The 23,900-nt window shown below is 57.9% G+C and carries 16 protein-coding genes; 4 read left to right on the top strand and 12 right to left on the bottom strand.

All coding sequences use genetic code 11. The features are described 5' to 3' along the window. Window position 1: 1 nt before the first annotated feature. The 4 genes from NA78x_RS25715 to NA78x_RS25700 all read right to left on the bottom strand — a co-directional run bounded on the left by NA78x_RS25715 (window position 2) and on the right by NA78x_RS25700 (window position 5,726). Window positions 2-1,504 carry an efflux RND transporter periplasmic adaptor subunit gene (locus NA78x_RS25715; protein WP_425615246.1) on the bottom strand — a complete coding sequence of 501 codons (1,503 nt, stop codon included), beginning with the start codon at window positions 1,502-1,504 and terminating at the stop codon, window positions 2-4. Window positions 1,505-1,577: 73 nt separating this feature from the next. Continuing rightward, window positions 1,578-2,081 (bottom strand): hypothetical protein, encoded by a 504-nt coding sequence (locus tag NA78x_RS25710; protein ID WP_425615245.1) that lies wholly within the window; start codon window positions 2,079-2,081, stop codon window positions 1,578-1,580. Between the two features lie 126 nt (window positions 2,082-2,207). After that, window positions 2,208-3,662 (bottom strand): helix-turn-helix domain-containing protein, encoded by a 1,455-nt coding sequence (locus tag NA78x_RS25705; RefSeq protein ID WP_425615244.1) that lies wholly within the window; start codon window positions 3,660-3,662, stop codon window positions 2,208-2,210. Window positions 3,663-3,728: 66 nt separating this feature from the next. Next, entirely contained in the window at window positions 3,729-5,726 is a 1,998-nt protein-coding gene (locus NA78x_RS25700; RefSeq protein WP_425615243.1) for a hypothetical protein, read from the bottom strand. A 411-nt stretch (window positions 5,727-6,137) separates the two neighbouring features. Here NA78x_RS25700 and fhcD point away from each other — a divergent pair, with 411 nt between their 5' ends. Then, complete coding sequence (gene fhcD / locus NA78x_RS25695) at window positions 6,138-7,025, top strand: formylmethanofuran--tetrahydromethanopterin N-formyltransferase (protein ID WP_425615242.1); 888 nt, start codon at window positions 6,138-6,140, stop codon at window positions 7,023-7,025. A gap of 107 nt (window positions 7,026-7,132) precedes the next feature. Here fhcD and NA78x_RS25690 read toward each other — a convergent pair whose 3' ends face one another. The 4 genes from NA78x_RS25690 to NA78x_RS25675 all read right to left on the bottom strand — a co-directional run bounded on the left by NA78x_RS25690 (window position 7,133) and on the right by NA78x_RS25675 (window position 11,380). Further along, entirely contained in the window at window positions 7,133-8,338 is a 1,206-nt protein-coding gene (locus tag NA78x_RS25690; protein WP_425615241.1) for a suppressor of fused domain protein, read from the bottom strand. A 581-nt stretch (window positions 8,339-8,919) separates the two neighbouring features. Beyond that, window positions 8,920-9,957, bottom strand: coding sequence for an IS110 family transposase (locus NA78x_RS25685; protein ID WP_425615240.1), 1,038 nt, complete (start codon window positions 9,955-9,957; stop codon window positions 8,920-8,922). A 267-nt stretch (window positions 9,958-10,224) separates the two neighbouring features. Continuing rightward, complete coding sequence (locus NA78x_RS25680; RefSeq protein WP_425615239.1) at window positions 10,225-10,650, bottom strand: hypothetical protein; 426 nt, start codon at window positions 10,648-10,650, stop codon at window positions 10,225-10,227. A 400-nt stretch (window positions 10,651-11,050) separates the two neighbouring features. Further along, complete coding sequence (locus tag NA78x_RS25675; RefSeq protein WP_425615238.1) at window positions 11,051-11,380, bottom strand: hypothetical protein; 330 nt, start codon at window positions 11,378-11,380, stop codon at window positions 11,051-11,053. Window positions 11,381-12,531: 1,151 nt separating this feature from the next. On the opposite strand from NA78x_RS25675, the gene NA78x_RS25670 reads away from it, so the two are divergent. Continuing rightward, on the top strand, window positions 12,532-14,784 hold the full coding sequence (locus NA78x_RS25670; protein ID WP_425615237.1) for a redoxin domain-containing protein: 2,253 nt from the start codon (window positions 12,532-12,534) through the stop codon (window positions 14,782-14,784). 225 nt (window positions 14,785-15,009) lie between these two features. On the opposite strand, the gene NA78x_RS25665 is transcribed toward NA78x_RS25670, so the two are convergent. The 3 genes from NA78x_RS25665 to NA78x_RS25655 all read right to left on the bottom strand — a co-directional run bounded on the left by NA78x_RS25665 (window position 15,010) and on the right by NA78x_RS25655 (window position 17,969). Then, window positions 15,010-15,300, bottom strand: coding sequence for a PAAR domain-containing protein (locus NA78x_RS25665; RefSeq protein ID WP_425615236.1), 291 nt, complete (start codon window positions 15,298-15,300; stop codon window positions 15,010-15,012). Between the two features lie 111 nt (window positions 15,301-15,411). After that, window positions 15,412-16,536 (bottom strand): FHA domain-containing protein, encoded by a 1,125-nt coding sequence (locus NA78x_RS25660; protein WP_425615235.1) that lies wholly within the window; start codon window positions 16,534-16,536, stop codon window positions 15,412-15,414. A 170-nt stretch (window positions 16,537-16,706) separates the two neighbouring features. Then, window positions 16,707-17,969, bottom strand: a complete 1,263-nt coding sequence (locus tag NA78x_RS25655) for a dipeptidase (RefSeq protein WP_425615234.1) — start codon at window positions 17,967-17,969, stop codon at window positions 16,707-16,709. A gap of 1,037 nt (window positions 17,970-19,006) precedes the next feature. On the opposite strand from NA78x_RS25655, the gene NA78x_RS25650 reads away from it, so the two are divergent. Both NA78x_RS25650 and NA78x_RS25645 read left to right on the top strand, forming a co-directional pair. Next, window positions 19,007-20,059 (top strand): acyl-CoA desaturase, encoded by a 1,053-nt coding sequence (locus tag NA78x_RS25650; protein ID WP_425615233.1) that lies wholly within the window; start codon window positions 19,007-19,009, stop codon window positions 20,057-20,059. An 8-nt stretch (window positions 20,060-20,067) separates the two neighbouring features. Next, window positions 20,068-23,184, top strand: a complete 3,117-nt coding sequence (locus NA78x_RS25645; RefSeq protein ID WP_425615232.1) for a DEAD/DEAH box helicase — start codon at window positions 20,068-20,070, stop codon at window positions 23,182-23,184. Window positions 23,185-23,189: 5 nt separating this feature from the next. Here the strand turns inward: NA78x_RS25645 and NA78x_RS25640 are convergent, their stop codons facing one another. Then, entirely contained in the window at window positions 23,190-23,633 is a 444-nt protein-coding gene (locus NA78x_RS25640; protein ID WP_425615231.1) for a peptidylprolyl isomerase, read from the bottom strand. Window positions 23,634-23,900: the final 267 nt, after the last annotated feature.

The following is a 23,900-nucleotide window of genomic DNA, read 5'->3' as shown; positions in this document are numbered from 1 at the left end:
ACTACTCGGCGAGTAGTTCGGCCAGCATTCGCGATTTCAGGGCAAAGCCGCCACTCGTGACGACTTGCTCACCGGGTTGCAAGCCGCTGATGATCTCGCAGGCTTCGTGATTGCGGCGACCAACGTCGACGTCGTGGCGGGCGAACTTGTCTCCGCTCACGTGCACAAACAGAAATGACTTCCCCTCGTGATCGAGCACCGCGGTGAGCGGGACTTGCAGAACTTCTTGCACTTCCAGATTGGGGAGTTCGACATTTACGAACATTCCCGGCTTGAGCGCTCCCGACTGACTATCGGCGACAGCCCTCATCGAAACCGTACGCGACGATTCGTGGACAATGTCGCCTGTGTAGAAAACCTGGGCTTCGAAGGTCTTTCCCGGCCACGAATTGCTGCGCAATAGAATCGTTTTGCCAGCCAGTTGCTTTAGCAGTGGTAGATGCGCTTCAAACACATCGGTCGTGACCCACACTGTCGAAAGATCAGCGATGCTGAGAATTTGGCTCGTGGGCCCGATACTCTCCAGGACGGTGATGTCCTTCGAGATTACCGTGCCTGCAAATGGCGCGCGAATAGGATAGTGCGCAATACTCTCGCCTTGCTTCGTGGGATTGATGTTCGCGAGGGCTTTGCGGTCGAAACCCAAGATCTCCAAGTTGGTTTCGTCAACCGCGACTCGTGTTTCCAGATCCTTCACACTTTGAGTCGAAACGATGGCCGCCTGTTTGGCATCCTGGCTGATCTGTTCCACGAGTGATTGCAGCGTAGCGCGCGCGGTGTTGCGTTCCGCTTCGGCTTCCAGCAGTTGCTTGCCGGGAACTGATCCATCGCGTGAGAGAGGGGCGAGTCGCTCGTACTGCAGCTTGGCTTTGCGCAGTTTGATATAGGCGGTGATGAGTTGGTCGCGATAGTCGCCGAGCGGGCGATCTTTCAACTTGGCTTCGACCTGCTCAATGTCGAGGTCGCTGCGAATCAGGTCGATAAGAGCAAGGGTGTTGGTGGTCACCTCTTGCGTCCAGCGGTCCTTCTTACTGACAAAGTCCAACTGCAGCCGATCTTGATACAGCTGCAACATCGCCTGACCAACTTCTTTGCTTTGCACGACGGCCAGCAGTTCGCCGGCAGCTACCAACTGCCCAAACTGCACCTTCACCTCCTGCACGCGGCCTTCAACGAGCGGGAAAACATGCGTTACCCGGTCTTCGTTCAAGGCAATCTTGCCCGTCAGTTGCACCGACTGCACCAGCGGAGCACGTTGGGCGGCGTGCACTTCGATGCCCGCCGCTTTCCAAGACTCTGCGGGGAATTCAATCAAGCTGGTAGCTGGCACCGACACTTCGTGCGTCGCAGTTGCGGCGACTTCACTTTCGTGAGCATTGTGAGCGGGCAAGTGCTTGCCCATGCCACCGGAGTAGCGCCACCAAAGACCACCAGCCAGCAAGGCGGCAAGGACGACCACTGCGGTGATCTGGGTACGAACGGGCACAGACGCAAATCGAGACATGGAAACGCTCCTGATCGAACGGGCAATGCTAAAGGAGCCGGAAAAGAAACCGGCGCACGATCAAGAAGGCTGCTTAGCAGCGAGCAACGCAGAAGCGCTCAGGGACCGAGAGCGTGGGGGCAAAGCTATCGAAGAAGTGTTGGGCTGCATGAGCTTGAATGCGGCGGGCGGCCGCGAACTCCTGCTGGGCGAATTCAACGACGAGGGTTACCGGCGCGGCAGTTTGAGCATCTCGAATGAGCGAACTGGCGACAACATCGACACTGTCGGTCGCGGGCACGCGCGGAGCGTCGTAGTCGCTGGGTTCGTCAGGCTCATCCGGCGAGACTGGCATATCGACATGAAAATGCCAGCTAAAAACGAGATCTGCGAATTGATCGATGGCCGGATGATGCGACTGCAAATGAGCCTGCAGGTCGGCACTGGGGCAGTTTGCACAATTGCCGAGCGTGCCGTGCGAGTGACACCAAGGGAGCGGTCCTTGCCAGGCGATCACCAGCAGCATCCAGCGCAGCGCCAAACTACCGGCCTGCAGGGCCGTGCGTGTTTGTCGCGATAGGGTGCGGGTGTGAAACATGGTGTCGAGTATCAGCGGCGGAGTAAAATCCACTCTTTGAGACTATCTCCGCCAGCTAGTCGTGGTCAATAGTCAGCAGCAGTTGAGTTTTCCGCATACGTCTTTAACAAAGGCACACAGCGACCGTTAGGAGGCTGAATCGGGTTGGATCGGTTCGAAGACGACTGGTTCGTCAGCGATTAGCTCATCGTCGCGGCCCGTGGGCGAGACGAGGCCGAGTTGCACGAGCCGGCGAATCAGTCGCGCGCGATGCACGCCGAGCAACTCGGCTGCTTTCGTCTTATTGCCGCCGGATTTTTTCAGCGCCCGTTGCAGCAGTTCTTTTTCTACCTCTGCCAGGAAGGCATCGAGCTTGATAGTGGGCTCGTCAAGCTGTTGATGTACGAGTGATTCGCGACCGTGATGCAAACGCTCGGGCAAGTCGGTGGCGGTAATGAGCGGAGAGGTTGCCTGCTCGCAGGCCTGACGAACGACTTCGGCCAGTTCATCGAGATTTCCGGGCCAGGGAAAGAGCGAGAGAAGTTCCATCGCATCGCTCGCAAAGCCACTATGCTGCACGCCGCCGCGAGCATTCTGCTGCTCAAGAAAATACTGCGCCAAAACCGGCACATCTTCGGGGCGCTTGCCGAGCGCCGGCACTTGCAGCGTGAAGGTGCTCAATGCGAACGCCAAGTCTTGGCGAAACTTACCTCGTGCCGCCAGTTTGTGCAACGAACGTGAAGCCGTCGAAATCGCCGGCAACTCGACTCCAGGAAGGAGTAAGAAGCCGGCCAACTCCTGCTGGGCATCGGGACGTAGTTGATCGACATCGGTTAGCAGGAGCGCTGGAGGGCGACGATAGGTCTGCCCTTCGCGCTGCTTGATGAAGCGAGTGAGCGTGAGTTGCATTAACTCGGCATCCATCACCGGGCAATCGACAGCCGCGAGCGGCCCAACTTTGCTAATATCGCCCGTGTAATGAATGGCTCGGGCTAACTGCCGTCGACCACTCCCGCTGGGGCCAACCATCAGCACGCGGACATTGGCATGCTGGGCCACCTTCACTTGCTCGCGCAGGCGACGGAGCTCGTGGCTGTGGCCGATGAGGGGACTTTGAAAGAGCGAAGGATCGAGATCGCGGCGCAATTGAAGAAGCTGCAAGTGAGTTCGCTTGGCATCGCCCACTGCTTCCTGATTTCGACTGGTTGCTTCGCCTGTTATCGCCTCGCCCACAATCACCAGCACCGCAGCCTGATCGGTAGTGGCAGAGCCGGGTTCAGCAATGGCATGAAAGGTTGCCACCCGAATCTGTGTGGGACCGTTAGCGGGGCCCCCTAACACTTCGCCGCTGAGCGTGGCTGCTTGAAACGCTTCGGGAGGAGGTCCCAGGGCCCACTCGGGAGCCGGTTGAGCTTCGCGACCGCTGGTCGCAATGTAGTTGCAGGCTTGTCCCTGCAATTGTTCGGCCGTGCGACCGAGCCATTGGCAGCAAGCTTCGTTGGCATACTGCAACCGCAGTTGACCATCGATGAGATAAACGGGAGTTGCCGCGCGATCGAGATACTTCAGCAGCAAACGCGCTGGCGAAGCAGGACGAGGCATAGCAGGAACCGCCGAAGGATGGAGTCGAAAGAAGCACCCAGCGGTCAATGATAGCCGGTACGACGCTTACTTGCGTTGGGCCTTCTCTTTTTCTAACTCTTGCAGCATCTGCACCAGCTTGGGGAACTCGACTTCGGTCGGATATTTCTCACCGACACGAATGCCCAGCTTCAGAAATTCAATCGCCAGGTAGAGATTGCTCTGCTCGTTGGCTTTGCCGATCGCCGCGAGGCAGTTCTTGACGAGCTCGCGAGTCAATTCTGGGCTATCGTGCTTGCAGCGCCCGAACAGTCGCAATTGAATATCGAGCGGGTTCTCGCCGCTCAATTCGCTAATCTGCTGACTGTAAGTCACAATGTCGTTGCTGTGGCCCAACTTGGCCGATAGCTCACAAACCTGATTGATCAAGAGCACCTTCAGTTCGCTGGTCTCGGCAGTTTTCGCCGCCGCGATCATTTCTTGCCTCAGCGGTTCGATGTTGGCTGGCATTTCTTCGGCCAGCAGCAGTCGCTCGCGAAAATCCTTGTTGAACTTCTCGCGGGCTTCCTTTTGCGCCTGCGGATCGAGGCCGGCACGCTTGGGCGGGTTGCTCGCAACCGTTTCAGCGGGCTTGGTTTCGCCGGGCATCGGAGGCGTTGGCGAGGCACCGGTGATTGTCGGGGGAGTGAAGTCGTCTTCGCCGGCAGGGGGCTTTGGAATCTTGATGATCTCTTTGTCGAGCACCGGGTTCGATTCCACACCGGCCTTCGCCAGGTCGGCTGCCAATTTGGTAGCCAGGCGATGATTGCCCGGGTCGCTGGCCGCTTCGGCATCGACGGCCAGGAACAAGGTCATGGCGATCTTGCCATCCACGTCGTCGTTCCCTAGCGTGCGATAGGCGATCGCGAGCGCGATGCGGGCGGGGAGTTTTTTCAGCGGCGAGGTTTCCTCGGTGCCATCAACCTTGTAGGTAAGCTTGTCTCCTTCCAGCGAGACCAGCTCCAACTCGTGCTTGCGAAACTTGAATCGCTCGCCTTTGGGAATCTTCTTCTCGGCACCATCACGGACGGCGAGCCAGAATTTTTTCAACAGATCGTGGACGGCACGCAGGTGCTCTTCGTCGGTCTTGATCTGCTCGGCATTTGCGCCGGGCTGATTGGTGTTCAGATAGTTGGCCTGACCGATATGAAACTGGTACTTGTTGTCGTCGCGCAGGGCCAACGCCTGGTGAGCGAGTACCAATTCGGCTTGGGCATCCGCGACCGTTTCTGGTTCGGCGGGCTTCATCCCGCGGGGTCTGCTGGCCACGGGTTCTGGGCGAGGCTGAAACGGCGGTTGCTTGGGACGCGGTTCGTTGGAACCCACCGGAAACTGGGTGTGACCGGCAGGTGACTCCACCGCTGATCGTTTGTTGCCGGTCTTCTCGGCAGGCTTGGTCTTGGAATGATTGGTCGCGGTCGAATCCGACTGCGACCAGATCATTGCCAGCACGCCAGCCACCAACACCAGCAGGCCCAAGGAGCCACCGATGAGAAACATCGGCAACGCGGAACTTTGCTTACGCGGGCGTGCCGAGGAACTGGCACGTCGGGGGCCAGGCGTGGTGACCAGCACCGGCGCGGCCGCAGGCATGGGAATCGGTACCGGTCGCACACCCGCTTTGGGCGAGACATTGCCATCGGCTCCGCTACGCCAACGGCCGTCACCTCGAAAGTCAGATGGTGGAGGCGGCGGAACCACGGGCGCTTCGACTTCTTCTACGCCAGCTTCCAGTGCCGCTTCGGACGATAGTTGCCCGGCAGCTTGCAATACGTCCCGCAATCGCGCGTCGTAAGCCGCCTTTTTCTCGGCTTGCAGCAAGCACAGCTTGGCCGACGTCAACTCGTTGAGAATTCGCTGCGAATGAGCGGCGTGGCGTCCACCTTGAAACGTCCGGACGTGCGCCAGTTGGCGATTCGCTGCATTTTCAATCACATCCGGGTCATCTTCAAAATGAGCGATGCCCAGCAGGCGGTAATGATTCGGTGGCTGATCCTTGGGGGGAATGCCGAGCCACTTGCGATACGGATCAAATTCTTCCGACATCGCGTTAGCCCTGACGAAACGGGGTGAACGAAGCATCCTCTGCCACGGGCGGTCTGGTCCGTTATGATCAACCGCTAGGAGCCTAATTATCCTGCAAATTTGCCAAGTGACAAGGACAACGTATCCGCCTGTACCCGTTGACCAGACAATTCGCCGCCGATCGTGCCGACTATTCCACCCACGACACCAAGGCAAGACTCTGGTTTGCGGCACACATCGTTGCTGGCAGCAATCGCATTCTGGCACCCTATGGTCGTTAGTGTGGCCAGCCGTTACCTTCCCCTGGTCATTGCGGCAGTCACTCCGCCACTACTGGCTGCCGCTGCCCAGCAGGAGCGAGCTTCGCTAAGATTCAGACGCGTGGGGCTGGTCGATTGCGCGCCCCATCATGAATTTTCGGGAAAATTTTCCGTGCAGCTTGGTTCCACCCTCATCGACGACACTTTTGCCGAGGCCTTCGGCATGCGCTACTGCCGGCTGATTGTCACGGCAGCAGACGACTTTTGGCTCGATGCTGCGGTGCGAGAGTTTTCGGGCTATGCCTCGTCGGTAATTGCCTGCGACGCCGAAATTGGGGTCGAACAGCGACTTCCTGCGGACAAAACCCCCGATGGTCGAGTGGGGACGAGCCTGCTGGTATTTGGCTTCTCGACCGATGGACTGGCGAAAGCAATTCCCAATCGCGTGGGGCAATGCCTGATGACTTGCCCCTCTGCGGCGGTCTTTAATGGACTGCCTGCCAGCGAAACAAAGATTCCGCTCGGTAAACATCTGCGTTACTTCGGCGACGGCTATCAAAAGAGCAAGTTGGTCGGTGATCGCCGCTTTTGGCGCATCCCCGTGATGGATGGCGAGTTCCTGGTGGAAGATGTGCTCGGCGTCGAGCGAGGCGTTGCCGGCGGCAACATCATTTTGCAAGCCCGCGATCAAATCACCGCCCTGGCCAGCGCCCGGCGCGCAGCAGAAGCGGTGCATGCTATGCCCGGAGTCATCGCGCCGTTTCCCGGTGGTGTTGCGCGCTCGGGGAGCAAAGTCGGTTCGCGCTACAAGGCGCTCAAAGCTTCGACAGCCGATGCCTACTGCCCCACTCTGCGCGGCCGCGTGAAGTGCAACCTGCATCCCGAGACCAACTGCGCTCTGGAGATTGTCATCGACGGCGAAAGCGAAGCTGCGGTTGGCCAGGCGATGGTCGCTGCCACGCGGGCAGCCGTCGGCGAAGGGATCGTCGCCATCACCGCCGGCAACTACGGCGGCAAGCTCGGTAAGTTCCACTTTCACTTGCACAAGCTGCTAGGTTAATCTGCCTTGCTTAGCTCCCTCGCCTCGGTACTCCGGGGAGAGGGTTGGGGTGAGGGGGCAGCAACTCGCTCGGACGAAGAGTATCAAACCGACTTCTTCTTGCGCGGTCACCGCTTGTCTGTCCCCACGTTCTTTCGCTTCAGATCAACAACCCATGAGATGTTGTTTCGATCGAGAGTAGTGAGCAGCGCCGGTAACCCATCGCGGATTTCGAGTTGGCGCTCCTCGGTGTACAGTGGCAGCAGTTGAAAGAGCTGAATCTTCTTGCCATCAACGCAAGTAATTTCCTCAACATTGATCAGCAAAAATGCTGTGTAAGGAACACCGGGTGCAACTGACTCGGGCGGATCGCCGTTGGCAAATATCACACCAGGGCCACCAAGGAACGAGCCACTCTCTGCTGGATAGCGGGCAATCGTCTGCAGCCATTGAAATGGCCAAAGTGATCCCCCAGCGGGCTCTTTCTCTGTTTTCTTGCCAAAGCCGAAGAATCCAGATTTTTTGGTCTTCCCTTTGAATCCGGGAATTGGCCAATCAGGAGGGAGTTGAATCATGAGCTCCGCAAACCGAAAGTTCTCCAAGTCAGCCGGAACGTTCATCCGGTTCGCGCTCATTCCCGTCGTAAACAGAGTTATGTAATTGTGGCCTTCGCTCGGGGGAACAACATGAATCGCGACCGGCAAGCCAGTGGCTGCGACTTCTTGCAGGCCAAATGGATGCACCGGCCCTAATTTTGCCTCGAAGTGCATCACGATCTCTTGTTCGAGGGTGGGAGGACCGGGATCAGCTTGCCCCGGCGGTATCACGGCTCCCTTCGAGCGCAGATACTCGGCAATTTCATGCTTGCCATGCAAAATTGCCCATGATAGGGGATTGATCTGAGGCTGCTTCTTGTCGTCAAAAGGATGGTAACACTCATTAATTAGCGCGCCGTGCTCGACAAGCAGGCGGGTTAGTTCCATATCAATGGGCGGTTCATTACGTATCGCACTGATTAATGGACGACAAAGCTTTGCATCTGCCCCTTTCGACAGCAACAGAGAAACAATCTCTATATCTCCACCAGAAACGCCGCTCTCAAGCGGAGACCACCCTTTGTTGGTGTGCATGTTGACATCTATTTTATACTCGAGCAGAAGCCTGACCATATCAATGTGACCAAACGAAACCGCCTTATGAAGGGGAGTCGGAGTTACTGTTCCATCAACGGTAGTGGCTAATTCGGGGAGTTCAGCCAGCAGCTCTCGTAGTTTGTCAATGTTCCCTTCGTAAATGCTATCGTTAACTTTAATCTGATCTTCAGTGTATGGCATCTTATAATCCACCAGATTGACGTTAAGCTATCAAAACTTCTCGCCTTGGCTAAGCTGTGTTGCCATGAAATCAAGTAAGTGGGTCAGGTACCCCGTACCTTACTGTTCAGCAACTGAGCTAACTGTAGCACATCGCACCCGGGAGTTACGCTACTTGGTGTTCACAAACGGCCCGCTTGTTCGAATGCAATGTTTCGATCGTCAGGTACGGGGTACCTGACCTTCTATGAGTACAAGCCGGACGTCAAGTGTGCGTTTCGATTTTTGAATTGTTGATGTTTACATCGTGGTTCTTTCCCGGAACCAACAGGGAAGAGGGTAGGGGGTCTGGGGGAGGGGCCTCGTCCCCCAGACGTCGATAGGATGTCGGCGGAATGCTTCGCAGGATGCGTGGCGGTGGTCGCGGTGGTTCAGCCTTCTATGGCAGGTCGCGTTGCCCGGCGGCAACGTGCCTGAGGATGGGATAGGAGTGCGGCGGAATACTCTACTTATGTTGGATCAAGTCCAAATGGTCGGGTCGATTCTCCGCCGCATGGATCCACGCGTACCTTGTCAGCATTCGGCGATGCACGCGCCGATGATTACCTCGCTGCGCACTCGGCGCTAAAGGGAACATGATCGACGAGCATTTTGTAAATGCTCCGCAGCAGCATCCGGGCGACGACGATTCGTCCCACTTTGTTGCCTCGACGTTTTTGCACACGTTGATAGGCGGGCTTGTAGCGCGGCAGGGTCCGCGCCCAGCTGGTGGCTTCAATCAGGTAACGCCGGAGTTGCAGATCGGTTCCGCCGCCGCCAATCCGGCCGCCGCGCGACTTCTCATCCGATTGACGAATGCCAGGAGCCAGGCCGGCGAACCCAATCAACTGCTCGGCAGAAGGAAACCGTTCAATCGGGCCGATGCGAGCCAAGATCGACACTGCGGAAATGGGGCCAATCCCTTTGATCGCATCGATGCGTTGCGCCTCGGACCAGGTTTGATACACCTCCAGCATCTGCAGTTCGACTTTTTCCAGTTGCCTGGTCAGCAACTCTAACTCTTCCAGCTTGAGGTCGATCACGAAGCGGTCGCTAGTCGGGAACGCCAAGGCTTTCAGCTGCTTCAGGCCACGCTGCGACCAGAGTCCTGTGCGGTCGTACCAGGTCTCATGCGCCAAGTAACGGTTGATCCAGTTGCGCAGCGAAGTGCGGCGCGCAACGAGATTCTCTCGCACCGCGACGACGCGACGCAACTGACGGCACACTCCTTCCGGCTGAAACGCCAGCGGCAACTCGCCGTTCAAATACTCTCGCGCGATGCAAGCCGTATCCACCTTGTCCGTCTTGCGCCGCTGGGCCTTCGGAGGCAGAGGCATTTGCAGCACATTCGCCAGCAAGAACTGAGCGCGATCGCTCACGAGTCCTTTCATCCGCGCCCAACCGGTCGTGCTCTCTTGCAGCCAGATCAGCTGGCCGCCACGGTCACCAGCCACTCGCGCTGCTTCATCGATAACTGGATTCAACGTATGCTCGGCCGTCGCCACTTTCCGCACGGCTTGCGAACCTGTCGCGCGATCCACGGTTCGAATCACACAATGCGCATCGTGATAATCCGACACAAGAATGATATCCTGGCACATGGCGGTCTCCGGTTCGGCTGAAAATGCCAACCCTGAAAGCCACCCCGCGTGGCCTTCTTCGGGCGAGTTTACTCGACCGGCACACGGGCGACCGCCTTTTCTCAGCTACTCATGCCATCTACTAGCCCGACCAGCGATCTTTGTCAGACTGCCCTACTTTGGTTAACCGAGCCGCTTGCGGCCGTTGAACTGCCAGTTCAGTCATTTCACAGTTCACCCGCGCAAGCGCGTGGGTTAACCAGATGACATTGAGCGATAGTCGGACTACTATCGGCTTAGTTGAAATGAAAATGCCTTGAGCTTTTGGCAGCCGGACATGACTGCATTCTCAAAGGCTGCTCTTTGGAATGGAAGTACAATGAACTGAGTGCATAGCCTGCCCTTGAGCGCATTGATCGCATGAGTGGGGCTGGTATTTCCGCATTCGAGAAAAATCGAGATCTCGGGACAATGGACATCAACTCGGCCATATCCACGAACCGTTACTTCCAAGTTTGGCGGATGGCCAGATTCTTCGGACAACCAGTGGTAGGCCCACCATTTGAGCCAGCCATGCATATCACCCCCGCCTCTTCTGCATAGTCGATAAAGCAAGGAGGCCTCGGTGTGAATCTCACCTTTCTTAGGAATAGTCGGTAGTTTGCGGCACTTGAAAGCGAGTTGATCTGCTGCAACTTCACCTGCTTGCAACATCAAGAGGAATTCTCGATATCCAGAGGAATTTCCTCTCGCGTTCGGCCCAAGTTCCGAATTGAATAGCCTTAGAACCTTCTGGTGACACCAAGTATCATTCGGAAAATGAATATCTCCCCACATCAGTTTACACCAGAGAATCTTTCTCGAAAACGTCTACCGGATGTTCGTGGCACCCCGTCCAAATACCTATTGCACCGTGACCCTGGCTCCGCCAGTGCTTGATGTGTAATAGGGTTCAGCCAGGCAGATGGCGGCTCAGGTGCCAGTTTGCCAAATGATTGCAGCTATGATACCGGTTAATAGCGTGCGGCAAAACGGTAAGTCAGCGGACTCGACCGGCTGTGAGGTTCGGTCATCGTCGAACTCGAAGCAAGCAACCGTTGGCAGTTCATGCCATCTACTTACCGGCGGGAAAGCGAACGCCGCCCAAGAGCGCGTCAACGCTGCTCAGTAGAACAACCTCATTGGCTGGTGTCGCAACGTTTGCGGCGTCGAGCACCTCTGAAACCGTGCCAACGCCCGCCTTCGGAATGAAGGCTCGTTGCACAGAACCATCCCGCCGCTTGATGTGCTCAAAAAAGCGCTCCCGCAGGCTCGCGGTCTGGTCAATCGGGAGGAATCGTTCGCGGATGGATATGCCGCACGCCCGCTCTAGCGCAGCCACCCACGCATCACGTATGCGGCGTGCCTGGGCTTCGCGGAGCACTGGTTCTAGTTGTGTTGCCATCGATCAAGGGTCTCCCACGTGCCCCGTTAACGCATAGCTCTTGAGCCGAACTGAATCTAGCAAAATCGATTTGTAACTCAGAGCACCGGACGAGCCGCTGGCATCCACAGCAGAGCGCTCGGCAGGTACAGGGCATCTGGATATACTGACTATCTGTTGACTTTGTGTCAATGACTTTTTAAGATTTTGATTGCCAGGGCCGCTTAGCAGGCTGGCAACCGGTACGCAGTTGGAACCCGGCGAACAGCCGTTCGCGCGGGCACGGGTAGGTTCTGGCCGCTGGTTGGAAACTGAAGCTGGGCGATGCCTAATCTGCAGTTTTGCGGCCGGATGCGAAGGTGTGTGGCTATTCGGTCGGGGTGCAGGGTTTTGTGGGGTGATGGTCAGGTACGGAGTATCTGAGACTACAGGAGGACGGGGGAGGGTCAGGTACGGAGTACCTGGACCTACGGGAAGGAGTGAACGGGTCAGGTACGGAGTACCTGGACCTACGGGAGGGATTGGAAGTTGAGCCCACCCGGTTAGGGCCTGTTCAGCCTGCCGCGTGAACAGGGGGTAGGAAGGTTATCAAACGGTTATCAGCAAACGGCTGATTTGCGGGTTGTGGGGAGCGGAAGTCATTGAAGCTGAGGAGGTTATGGCAGAGGTCGTGCGGCAATTTTTCGCGCAAAAAGTTATCAAAACTGGTTATCAAACGGGCGGAATGGAGGACTGTTCAGCAGAGAGCGGGGCAGACGGGGGAGGGTCAGGTACGGAGTACCTGGACCTACGGGAGGGACGGGAAGTTGAACCCACCCGGTTAGGGCCTGTTCAGCCTGGGGAGTGAACAGGGGGTTAGGAAGGTTATCAAACGGTTATCAGTAAACGGCGGATTTACGGGCTTTTAGGTTCGTAAATGACTGTGCAACAGCAGGTTAGGGCGACGCCTGAGATTTGATTTTTCGCGCAAAAAGTTATCAAAACTGGCTACGGGAGGGGCGGAACGAAGACTGTTCAGCAGGGGAAGGCTGGGCTGCAGTTCGCCGCCGATTCGCTCTTGATTCGAGAGGCAAACGAAACCTAAGTTGGGCAACGAAGGTTTAGTAGGTGGAAGAATCGCCCAAGGCGATTTGGCTGCTGCCCATGTTGTTGCGTCAGAAGGATTTCTGCGAATGCGTTCACATTGTTGCCGCCCCGTCCTGGGCTTGCTTGCGGTCGTGGCTGTCCTACAGCTTGTGTTGCCGGCCGCGCAGGCTGCGGACGCGGTCCAGGTTTCGCTGCAGGATTATCGCGGCAAGGCTTACTCACTGGCGGACTTGAAGGACCAAAAGGTCGTCGTGCTGGCATTTTTGGGTTGCGAGTGTCCGCTCGCCCAGCAGTACGCGCAGAGCTTGCAAAAACTGGCGACGAAGCATGCCGCTGACGGTGTCACGGTGTGGGGTGTCTTCTCGAACCAGCAAGATGCTCCTTCCGAGATGGCTCACTTTGCGAAGACCCTGAATGTGGAGTTTCCGCTGCTGAAGGACCCCGGCAATGTTGTCGCCGATCAATTGAAGGCCACCCGCACGCCCGAAGTCGTGGTGCTCGATGCCAATCGCGCCGTGCGCTATCACGGGCGCATCGACGATCAATTCCATTACGGCAAGCAACGGCCCAAGGCCGAGCACGACTACCTGGGCGATGCGGTTGCCTCGTTGCTCGCTGGTAAAGAAGTTGCCATCCAAACGGCCGAGCCCGTGGGCTGCCTCATTGGTAAGAAACTGAAGGCCGACGAGACCGCGCCGGTTACTTACAGCGGGCATGTGGCCAAGATCCTCAACCAGAACTGTGTCAACTGTCATCGCCCGGGCGAGATCGGCCCGTTCAGCATGACCAGCTATGAAGAAACCGTAGGTTGGGCCGAGATGATTGCCGAAGTCGTCGCCGATGGACGCATGCCACCGTGGCACGCCAATCCCGCGCACGGCAAGTTCCGCAACGACATGCGACTTTCGGCCGCTGACAAGAAGACCATCGAAGATTGGGTCGCTTACGGCGCTCCGCAGGGCGATCCCAAGTTGGCTCCCGAGCCGCCAAAGTTTGTGGAAGGGTGGCAGATCGGCACGCCGGACCTCGTCGTCAAGATGGCCGACAAGCCGTTCAATGTGCCCGCGACGGGCGAAGTCCGCTATCAGTATTTCATCGTCGATCCTGGCTTCACCGAAGACAAATGGGTGAAGGCCGCCGAATGCCGACCAGGCAGCCGGGCCGTCGTGCATCACATCATTCTTGGTCTGCAACAAGGGAACGGCAAAGGTCGCCAGGTGGGCGATGTTCATTCCGAATGGCTCACTGCCACAGCGCCCGGCGCGAGACCACTGGTGCTGACCGATGGGCACGCCAAGCTGATTCCTGCTGGTTCGCGGCTGGTGTTCCAGATCCACTACACGCCCAATGGAACCGCCCAGAGCGACCTTAGCAGCTTGGGGCTGATCTTCATCGATCCGAAAGATGTGAAGCATCAGGTGGGAACCGACGAAGCCACGAATCGCGGCCTGCGCATTCCGCCCGGCGACGGCAACTACAAGGTTGATGCCCACCATTCGTTCAGCCGCGATATGAAACTGCTTGCTCTCTTCCCGCACATGCACCTGCGCGGCAAAGCGTTCCGCTATACGGCCATCTATCCTGATGGCAAAGAAGAGATTCTCCTCGATATTCCCCGCTACGACTTTGCCTGGCAAAACGCCTATCAGTTTGAAGAACCGATTTTGATGCCGCGGGGTTCCAAGCTCCGCTGCGAAGCAACCTTTGATAATTCGACCGAGAATCTGGCCAACCCCGATCCCACCAAGCAGGTTCGCTGGGGAGATCAGACTTGGGAAGAGATGATGATTGGTTACTTTGACGCGACGCCAGCGGTGGCCAAGCCGATTTCGATCAGCATTTCGCGAGTCAAAGAATTTGAAGCGATCGCCGCTAAACAACAAACCAAGCTCTCAGCCGAATTGAAGGCACTCGCCAAAGAGGCACTGACTTCGGACGAAAAGCTGGGGCAGTTTGGACTGGAGCTGCGGAAGGTGGTCCCGCAACTCGACCGGATCTGCTGGACGAAGATCGAAGGGACGCAGCTGAACATAGCTCGCGTCGCTCAGGAAGAAGAGATTCGCAAAGTGGTGGGCGGCTCGGGGCGAAAACTACCCGCCGCGCTCACTTCGATCGGCGACTACACCGGCAAGACCGAGCCCATCGTCCACGAGAAGCTTTCAGCGGCCAAGGGACTGGATCTGCAGTTTATGGCCCGCACGTTTGGCTCTTCGGTCCACTTTCCGACGAAGATTGAAGACGCCAGCGGTACGCTGAATTTCTGGAGTACCGAGTCCGCTGCATTTCCCCCTGCAGCCGTCGAAGTTCTGAAAGAAGCAGCGGAGTTGCTGAAGAAGTAGCTGCACGGTGAATGCAAACTTGAAGTGCAACGCAGAAGTGCAACGCAGAAGTGCCAGCAGGTGCCGCTACCAGGTGTCAGACAGCATTTTTGCGGTAGCAGTGCTTAGCGAAGTCTCGATCAAGCTTTGCGAATAATAAGTAGACGATCCCAGACATCAGCAATTGCCGACGATTCCATGCGGTATTGCACTTCAAGTTTGCATTCACCCACTGCGAATTGTCCACTACCCAATTAATGTCGTGGGATGACCCAGTACGATGGAACCACCGTGTGCAGTCAGGTCTCCCATACGGGCGGCGGGCATGCCGCTAAAGAACGTGATGAACGAGCCCAGGGCAATGACATCGGGCGGGCCGACGCACACGCACATGTCGCCCACGCGGGCCGGAGGCATGCCGCCGACAAGCGTGGGGATGCCGCCCGGAGGCAAAATGGGGCCGCCAACGTGCGGCACCAACACGGTCACCAGCGGGCAGACGTGCATGTCGGTTACGCGGGCACAGGGCATTCCCATTTCAATCACCGGTTAGATTTCGTGCGTGTTTTGTCGGGGCAGAATCGCTGCCTACTACCGTTGTCGTGGCGACGTTGCGGAAGTTGCCTGAAAAGTCTGGCTAAATTCTTGTTACTTGGCCCCGCCTACTAACTCGAGTCCCATCCGAATGAACTCGCGATACTTGTCCGGTGCCTTCTCGGGCTGGCGAGCTACCGCGGCCAGCAAGATCGCCCCGGTCGCAGCATGAGCACATTGCGTCGGTCCCGGAGGCACCACAGGAGCCGGTGGCGGCGGGCCCATGCTTCCTTCGCTCCAAAATGCAGCCATCGCTACCCAACTGGCTGCCGTTGCATGTTCGGCTTCTTGAGCAGCCGCATAAGCAGCGCGGCGCAGGTCTTCCGTCGGCCCACCAAGCCATTGCTGAACAATGTCCAACGCCTTCCGGTCGATCTTCGACAGGCTCTCTCCGAGCGCCATCTGCACGCAGCGCAGCGACCACTCAATCACAGTCAACTTGCCCATGCTGAACGACAGCACGCGTATGGCATCGAGGAACTTCTCTTGATTGGCGAGTAGCGAGGCAAACTGCGGTGTACTTTGATCGGGCGAAGCCAGCTTCTTGTTGTCGTCTTCGATGGGCGCGATCGCGACCACATCGGTCGAGACCGGAATCAACAAGCCCACGCTGCCTTGCACCGTGGACGGAGAAATCGCCGTGGGTGCTGGATGCGCGTGTGGTGGATGCGCGTGTGGCGGATGTGCATGAGGTGAATGCGCGGCGTGTGCGTGAGTTGCCGTAGCGGTCGTTCCCGGACTGGGCGTTGCGCGAGCCGAAGGGACAACCGCGGAGCCTGGCGGGTTTGCCGGCACCAGGGGCACTTCGGGCTTGGTATCGAAGAGCGGCGGCGGGCCGTTCATGGCAGGCATCTCGGGACGAGTGGTGTCCCCTTCGGCCGAATCGCCCATGAAGATGCGAAAGGTTGCTTGCCCCGTTTTGATTTCGTCGCCATCCTGCACGAGCGTTTCGGCGATCCGCTCGCCGTTGCGATAGCTGCCGTTTGCCGAGTTCAAGTCCTTGAACTGGCACTCGTTTCCCATCCAGCGAATGGTGAAGTGCACGCTGGACATCTCGGGATTCTCAGGACAACTGACGTCCGCCTGGTCGGTCCGACCAACGTACAGCAGCTGCCCTTCGCGCAGGGTGATCTTTCGCCCCAGTCCTGGTCCTTTGATCACTTGCAAAAATGCACGCATGGAAACCCAGCAGACGAGTGAACCCTTGGCGAGAAAGACGCTCGCTTAACTTACCTTCAGCGCACGACCATTGCCAAGGGTGAATCACCCCCCTGGCAGACGAACGACAACCTTTCGCCGCTGCGACTGTCACATTCAGCGCATTTGCCCCCGATTCGCTACAGTGCGGCTCACGACTTCTTCATTTCCTCAGCTACCTCCTCGGCCCGCTTCATCACCCGCAGCACATTGCCGCTCATCAAGGCGTGCGTTTCTTCCGGCTTCCAACCCCGGTTGAGCAGTTCCTGCGTAATCAGCGGATAGGTCGACACGTCCTCCAACTGCACCGGACACTTGGTGATGCCGTCGTAGTCAGAGCCGATGCCAACGGTCTCTTTGCCAGCAATCTTCGCGATGTGCTCGATGTGATCCACCACGTCGTGAATATCGCCAGCGGGATACGGATTGCGCAGTTCCCACAAGCGACGCTCGCGAGCGTAATCCTTCTCGTCCGGAAACTTGGCTCGCAACTCGCGCGAGACGGCAAACATCTGCGCCATGATCCGCGCGGCCTCGGGCACGACAAAGCCCGAGAAGAAGTTGACCATCACCACGCCGCCGTTTTGCTGCACCAGTTTCAAAATTTCATCGGGCACATTGCGCGGATGCGCGGCGATGGCCCGGGCCGACGAATGCGAGTAGATGACCGGCGCCTTCGTCACCCGCAGGGCATCTTTCATCGTGGCATCGCTGACGTGCGACAAGTCGACCAGCATCGCCAAGCGATTCAACTCGCGCACCACTTCTTCGCCAAACGGAGTCAGCCCTTCGTGTTTCGAGGTGTCGGTGGCCGCATCGGCCCAGGCCAGAGTATCGCTGTGCGTGAGTGTCAGATAACCGGCCCCGAGCGCCTTCAACCGGCGCAGATTCTCCAGCGAATCTTCGATGCAATGACCGCCTTCCACACCAATTAGCGAAGCAATCTTCCCCGCTTTGCGTGCCGCCTCGATATCAGCCACCGTCACTGCCGCGGCGAACCTCTCGGGATAGCGCTTGATCATCGCTTGCACAAGCTCGATCTGCTCCAGCGTCTGTTGCAAAGCGGTACCTGCCTTGGCGGTCTCCGCTGGCACATACACGCTCCAAAACTGAGCGCCGACATTGCCCTCGCGCAAGCGGGCGATGTCGGTATGCATTTTCGGTTGAGGCTGAGCAATATCCCGCTTGTCAAACGAGCTACTCGCCTCCTTGCGCATCTCCCACGGCAGGTCATTATGTCCATCGAAGACAAAACCTGCGTTGTGAACTTTCTTCCCTTCCTCCGTGAGCACCACTTTCTTGCGCGCAGGCTTGGCAGCCTCTTGCGCCAGCAATGGCCCGGCTGCAACTCCGGCGATGCTGAGGGCGGCTGCCGACTTGAGAAGTTCACGGCGAGAGATGGACGAGTTACTCATACGACCCTTCGAGGAAATGGCAGTTCAAGTTTCCACTACTGTCTCAGCAGTGCGGGAGGCCGAACATCAAGCTACCTGATTGCCGCTGGAGCTGAAAGCATTATCGCCCGGCGAGTATCCGTGCCTGATGTCGGCGAATAATCGGCTCCTTTTGTCCAATAACTGCTCGCTCCTATCGCTTTGCATCACCGCCAATCGCGGCAATAACTGGCTCCGACACTCGACAACACGGGAGGTTTTTGGACACGTGACTTTGCCTTCACCAGGTTGGGGAACGGCCTCCTCACGCTGACTCTGATAACCACTTTTGATAACTTTTTCGCGCGATTTTTTTGAGTCCGCCAACGAGCCGCAAGTCAATTTTGCTCATTGAGTTACGGCGAATATCAGCGGTTATCACCCCTCCCGCGCGATAACCATTTGATAACCACCTCAGACCCCTGTTCATGCCCGCAATCATTGCGACTTCCCTCGCGATTTCCACGGTCCCGCAAGACGATTTGCCCGACGCTTTGCCTGTCAGTTCGCTAACCATCTCACCCCTGCCTGCGATCCTCGCTCCGGAGGCCCGCCAAAATCCCCAAAAATCTTCCTCGTGCTATCATTGACAATACGTCAACACATTGTCAATATTAACCAATCAGTTTAGTGTGTAAATGATTACTAATCCAATCGCGATCCGGAGGGCTACGACAAACCAGCGGCTTGCAGGGCGATTCCCTGGCGTTTGCGCCTCGCATACGTAAGTTTTGCACGCGGATACGGGCAAAATTGGGCACGGTGAGTGATATCGCCCCGGCGGTAGAGTACAACTAGAAGTCGGCCCGCGGGTTTGGGGCCGTCCTGCCTGTCGTCTGCTAGCTGCCAACCTTGCCAGCTGACGGAACTCGCCAGCGAACTGATCTGGGTGCAGTACTGCATCGCATGATATAAGACAGCGTGTGCCAGCCGGCATTTGTCTGCTCTCTATACGTAACTCGCACTAACGGCCTGGGCGCGACAGATTCTTTCCGGGCCACTTGTTCGAGGAATCTAGCTTGTCGATATCCAATGGTCCCCGTTTGGGAGTTGTCTCTAGCGAGCGCGCTGGGGCAACCACCGACAACACCGCCGACATCCTCCCCGTCCGCGTGCCGACGCAGGTGCCGCATCCCACGGCAACTAACGGCGGCCGGCTGATTTGGTCATACATCATCCCCATTGTGGGCTTTCACTTGCTGCTGCCCTTGGCCTTCGTGCCTTGGCTCTTCAGCTGGACCGGCTTGGCCCTGATCCCGATCGGCAACTTCATCTTTTGCTCGATGGGAATCGGTGCTGGCTACCATCGCCTGCTCACCCATCGCGGCTTCACCTGCCCCAAATGGCTGGAACACACGCTAGCCATTCTGGGTGTCTGCACTTTGCAAGACACTCCGGCCCGCTGGGTGGCTGTCCATCGGCTGCATCATCAACATTCCGATCAGCAACCCGACCCGCACACGCCCCGCGTCAGCTGGTACTGGGCGCACGTCGGCTGGCTCTTCGTCGAGAACAAGAGTCTGAGCGGCATCGGCATGTACGAGCGTTATGCCCGCGACATCCTCCAAGATCCGTTCTACCTCCGGCTCGAACGCAATGTCCTCTGGGGTTGGATCTTCGCGGCCCACGCCCTGGCCTTCTATCTCGTCGGCATGACTGTGGGCTGGATCTACACCGGCACGTACATGGGCGGCGTGCAGTTCGGCCTCAGCATTTTGCTGTGGGGTGTGATCTTTCGCACGCTCTACACCTGGCATGTGACCTGGGCGGTGAACTCGATTACGCACATGTGGGGCTATCGCAATTACGCGACTCGCGAAGATAGCCGCAACAATGTCATCTGCGCGATGGCGACCAACGGCGAAGGTTGGCACAACAACCACCATGCTCAGCCTCGCGCGGCCGCCCACGGCCATCGCTGGTACGAGTTGGATCTGACCTATGTCGCCATCTGCACGCTGGAAATGCTGGGACTGGCGAAGAACGTCGTCCGTCCCAAGCCGCTCGCCCCGTATGTCGATGAAGAGGCCCAGGAAAAGCAACCTGGGACGACGGCCCGCGATGCGGCATAATAGTGCCAATGCCGCCGCTTGAACCGCTCCCTTCTGATCAACCGCCCGGAACCTCGTTCGACCCGCGCGGACCGTTTCCGCAGTTGCGGTTTCGGGGACAACTGCGACCTTCGCAAAGCGAGGTCGTCAAACTGGCCGAGCAAAAGCTAGCCGACGGTGCTCGCCAACTCCACATTGTCGCCCCGCCTGGCTCGGGCAAAACCATTCTCGGCCTGTACTTGTGGGCCGAATGCGTGCGCCTGCCCGCTGTCGTGCTGTCACCGAACTCGGCCATTCAAGCCCAGTGGGCCGCCAAGGTCGATCAATTCTCGTGGCTCAGTGGAGCACGAGATCCGGCCGATGTCCCTGCCGACTGGATCAGCACCAAGGCCGAGCGCCCTTCACTGCTGACGAGTTTGACCTATCAATCGGTCACGCTCCCTGGCCGCGGCAGCGACGACCTGGACGAACAGGCCCGCAGCCTGTGGCTGGAACGGCTCATCGGCAGCGAGCAAGCTCAGACCGCCGAAGAAGCCAAGTACTGGCTGGCCGACTTGAAGAAGCACAACCGCGACTACTACGACCAGCGACTCTCTGCCTATCGCAAGCAGGCCCGCGATGCGATGGCCATCGCGGGCGACGCGTTGCAAACCTTGCATGTCTCGGCCCTTGATACGCTAGCGCGACTACGCGACCGGGGCATCGGTTTGGTGATCGTCGACGAATGTCATCACCTGCTTGGTCACTGGGGCCGAGTGCTCGAAGCGGCTCACGAACTACTCGCTGGTCCAATTGTGATTGCCCTCACGGCCACTCCGCCCGATCGCGAAGGGAAGTTGCCCGCAGATGTGGCTCGCTACGATCGCTACCTGGGCGAGATCGATTACGAAGTGCCCGTTCCCGCGGTCGTGAAAGATGGCTTTCTCGCGCCCTATCAAGATCTCGCGTACTTCGTTCGTCCTGCGCCCGATGAACTCACCTTCATCGCCGGCGCTGATGATCAGCTGCACGAATTGGTGGAAGAGCTTTGTCTACCACTGCCGCAAGACGAAGAAGCAGAGTCTTTAGAGGCCAACGTCGAGGTATCGGAAGAAGCAGCTAACGACGAAGATGCCGCTGAAGATGTGGAACTCCCCACAGAAGTCGCTGATGCCAACGATGGCGATTTCATCTCGGTGCATCCAGCCGAAATCAATGCCAGCGGCGTGATCCATAAACTGACCGAACCAGTCGCGGAGCCCATGGCGGACAAAGAATCGCCTGCTGACAAGAAACCAGACTTCGTGAATCCGCAGCCTCCGCTACGCGAATCGTTGATTGAATGGCTGTCGCGAATCTTGCACGAAAAGCGGTTGCCCACAGGTGTCGCCAAGGATTGGGCTGCTTTCGCGAAACGCGATCCGGATCTCGCCTGGGCGGCTCGAGTCTTTTTGCTGCGTCGCCGGATCAAGTTACCCGACGATGTGCCGCTGCCCGATGATGATGTGCCGACGGAAGAAGTTCCCGAAATGGAATGGCTGGCGCCGGTCCTCGATCGCTACGTGCGGCATCGCCTCCGCCGCTCGAAGGACGAGCGCGATCACGAACTGGCTCAGCGCGTCATTCAGCGACTGCGGATGCTCGGGATTCAAATCACCGATACCGGTTGGCAGCCTTGCGCTTCACCCGTCGGTCGCGTGATGGCTTACTCGCGCGGCAAGTGCCAGGCGCTCGTGCCGATCTTGAAGATCGAAAAGCAACTCCTCGGCGATAAGCTGCGGGCGGTCATTATCGCAGACTATGAGAAAACCTCAGCCACCGCCGGCGCGGTCGAAAATCTGCTCGACGATGAAGCTGGCGGCGCGATCTCCGCGTTTAAGGTTCTGGCGCAAAACCCCGCGACCGATGCACTCCACCCGGTGCTGCTTACAGGCTCAAGTGTGCTGGTCGATGATGAAATTGCTTTGAAGCTGAAAGCGGCCTGCGAAGAGTGGCTGGCGGCGGAAAAGTACCAGGTGGAATTGGAGTTGGGACAGGACGAAGGCTTTCAGGCCTTACGCGGCCGTGGTCGAGATTGGGCCCCGCGTGTCTACGTCGAGATGATCACCGAGATGTTTCAGCGAGGCATTACCAAGTGCCTCGTTGGTACGCGCGGCTTGCTGGGCGAAGGCTGGGACGCCAACAAGATCAACGTGCTGATCGATTTGACCACCGTCACGACCTCGATGACCGTGAATCAGCTTCGCGGGCGGTCGATTCGTCTCGATCCGGCCGAACCACAAAAAGTAGCGAACAACTGGGACGTCGTCTGCCTTGCTCCCGAATTCAGCAAAGGGCTCGATGACTACCGCCGCTTTCGCTTAAAGCATCAACGACTCTATGGCGTGACGGACGACGGTGCTATCGAGAAGGGTGTTGGTCACGTGCATCCCGCGTTCACGCAAATGCGCCCCGAAGGACTCGAGGGTTCGACGGCGCTTTTGAATGCAGACATGCTGGCTCGCGCGGCCCGCCGACAGAATTGTCGCGACCTGTGGAAGGTCGGCAGTCCCTATCGCAATCAACCTTTGCGCACGCTCGAAATCAAACTGGCGAAAGAACCGGGCGGCGATGAGTTTCCGCCTTTCAAAGGCGCCAAACAAGCTTGGACGACGAAGTCGCTGGCCCAGGCGATTGGGCTCGCTGTGCTCAACTCGCTCAACGATGCTCGCCTGCTGACCGATCCCGTGATCAACAGCGTGCCGCAAGCGGTCGAACGCGTCGGCGGTTATGTGCGAGTCTTTTTGGAAGAAGCCAACGAAGAGGACAGCCGGCTGTTCACGCAGGCTTTGCACGAAGCGCTCGGTCCGCTACACGAGCCTCGCTATGTGATTCCGCGACAGATCGATCGCGTCGAAGCGACCTGGCTCTCGAAGCTGTTGCCTTCGATCGTCAGTCAGTACTTTCAACGTCGTCGCCGCGAACAAGTGATGCTGCACGCGGTACCGGCCGTGCTCGCCAAAAACAAAGATCTGGTCGCCATTTACGAGCGGTACTGGAACCGGCACGTCAGTCCCGGCGAAGCGATCTTCGCCCTGCGTGGCGCTGGCGAAGATCTTACGCAATCAGCTCGCTCGGGCGGTCAGGCACCGAGTGCGTTCATCCACGAGAAGGATGTTTTTTTGTAGGAGGCCTACTTCTTATCGGCAACATCAGCAATGGTGACGCTCTTCATGACGTCCCCCTGCTTGATGCTGTTGACGACGTCCATTCCTTCGATCACTTTGCCGAACACACTGTGCTTGCCATCGAGATGCGGGCACGCGACGTGCGTGATGAAGAACTGCGAACCGTTCGTGTTCGGGCCGGCGTTGGCCATCGAGAGAATACCGGGGCCGCTGTGACGCAATTCCTTGTGGAACTCGTCCTTGAATTTGTAGCCTGGACCGCCGGTGCCGGTCCCTTGCGGGCAGCCCGTCTGAATCATGAAGTCTTCGATGACGCGGTGAAACTTGATGCCGTCGTAAAACTTCTTGCCGATCAGCGTCTCAAAATTCTTGACCGTCTCGGGAACCTTGTCCGCGAACAGTTCCAGCTTGATGACGCCTTTGTTGGTTTCGATCGTCGCGACTTTCATGGTTTAGCTCGGAGTTAGGGAGGGGCGGGGGACTAGAGTCTGGAGGTCAGGGTAAACGCAATCCGCCAAGGAACTGCCTCCACTTATTAGGCCCGGCTGAGCCCGTTTCGACAAGGGGCGGAGCCGTTGGGAATGCCAGCGCTAACCGCCGCCGGGGCGGTGGCGTGTGAAGCACTGCTTCGCCACTGTCCCCAAGAACCTGTGCCAATCTGCCGGAAATAGCAGGCTCTTACGCTTTGACAGAAATCCATCCGCGGTTGATACTTC

Source organism: Anatilimnocola aquadivae, from assembly GCF_049819085.1.
Lineage (GTDB): Bacteria > Planctomycetota > Planctomycetia > Pirellulales > Pirellulaceae > Anatilimnocola.
This window is presented reverse-complemented; position numbering and strand designations above follow the sequence as displayed.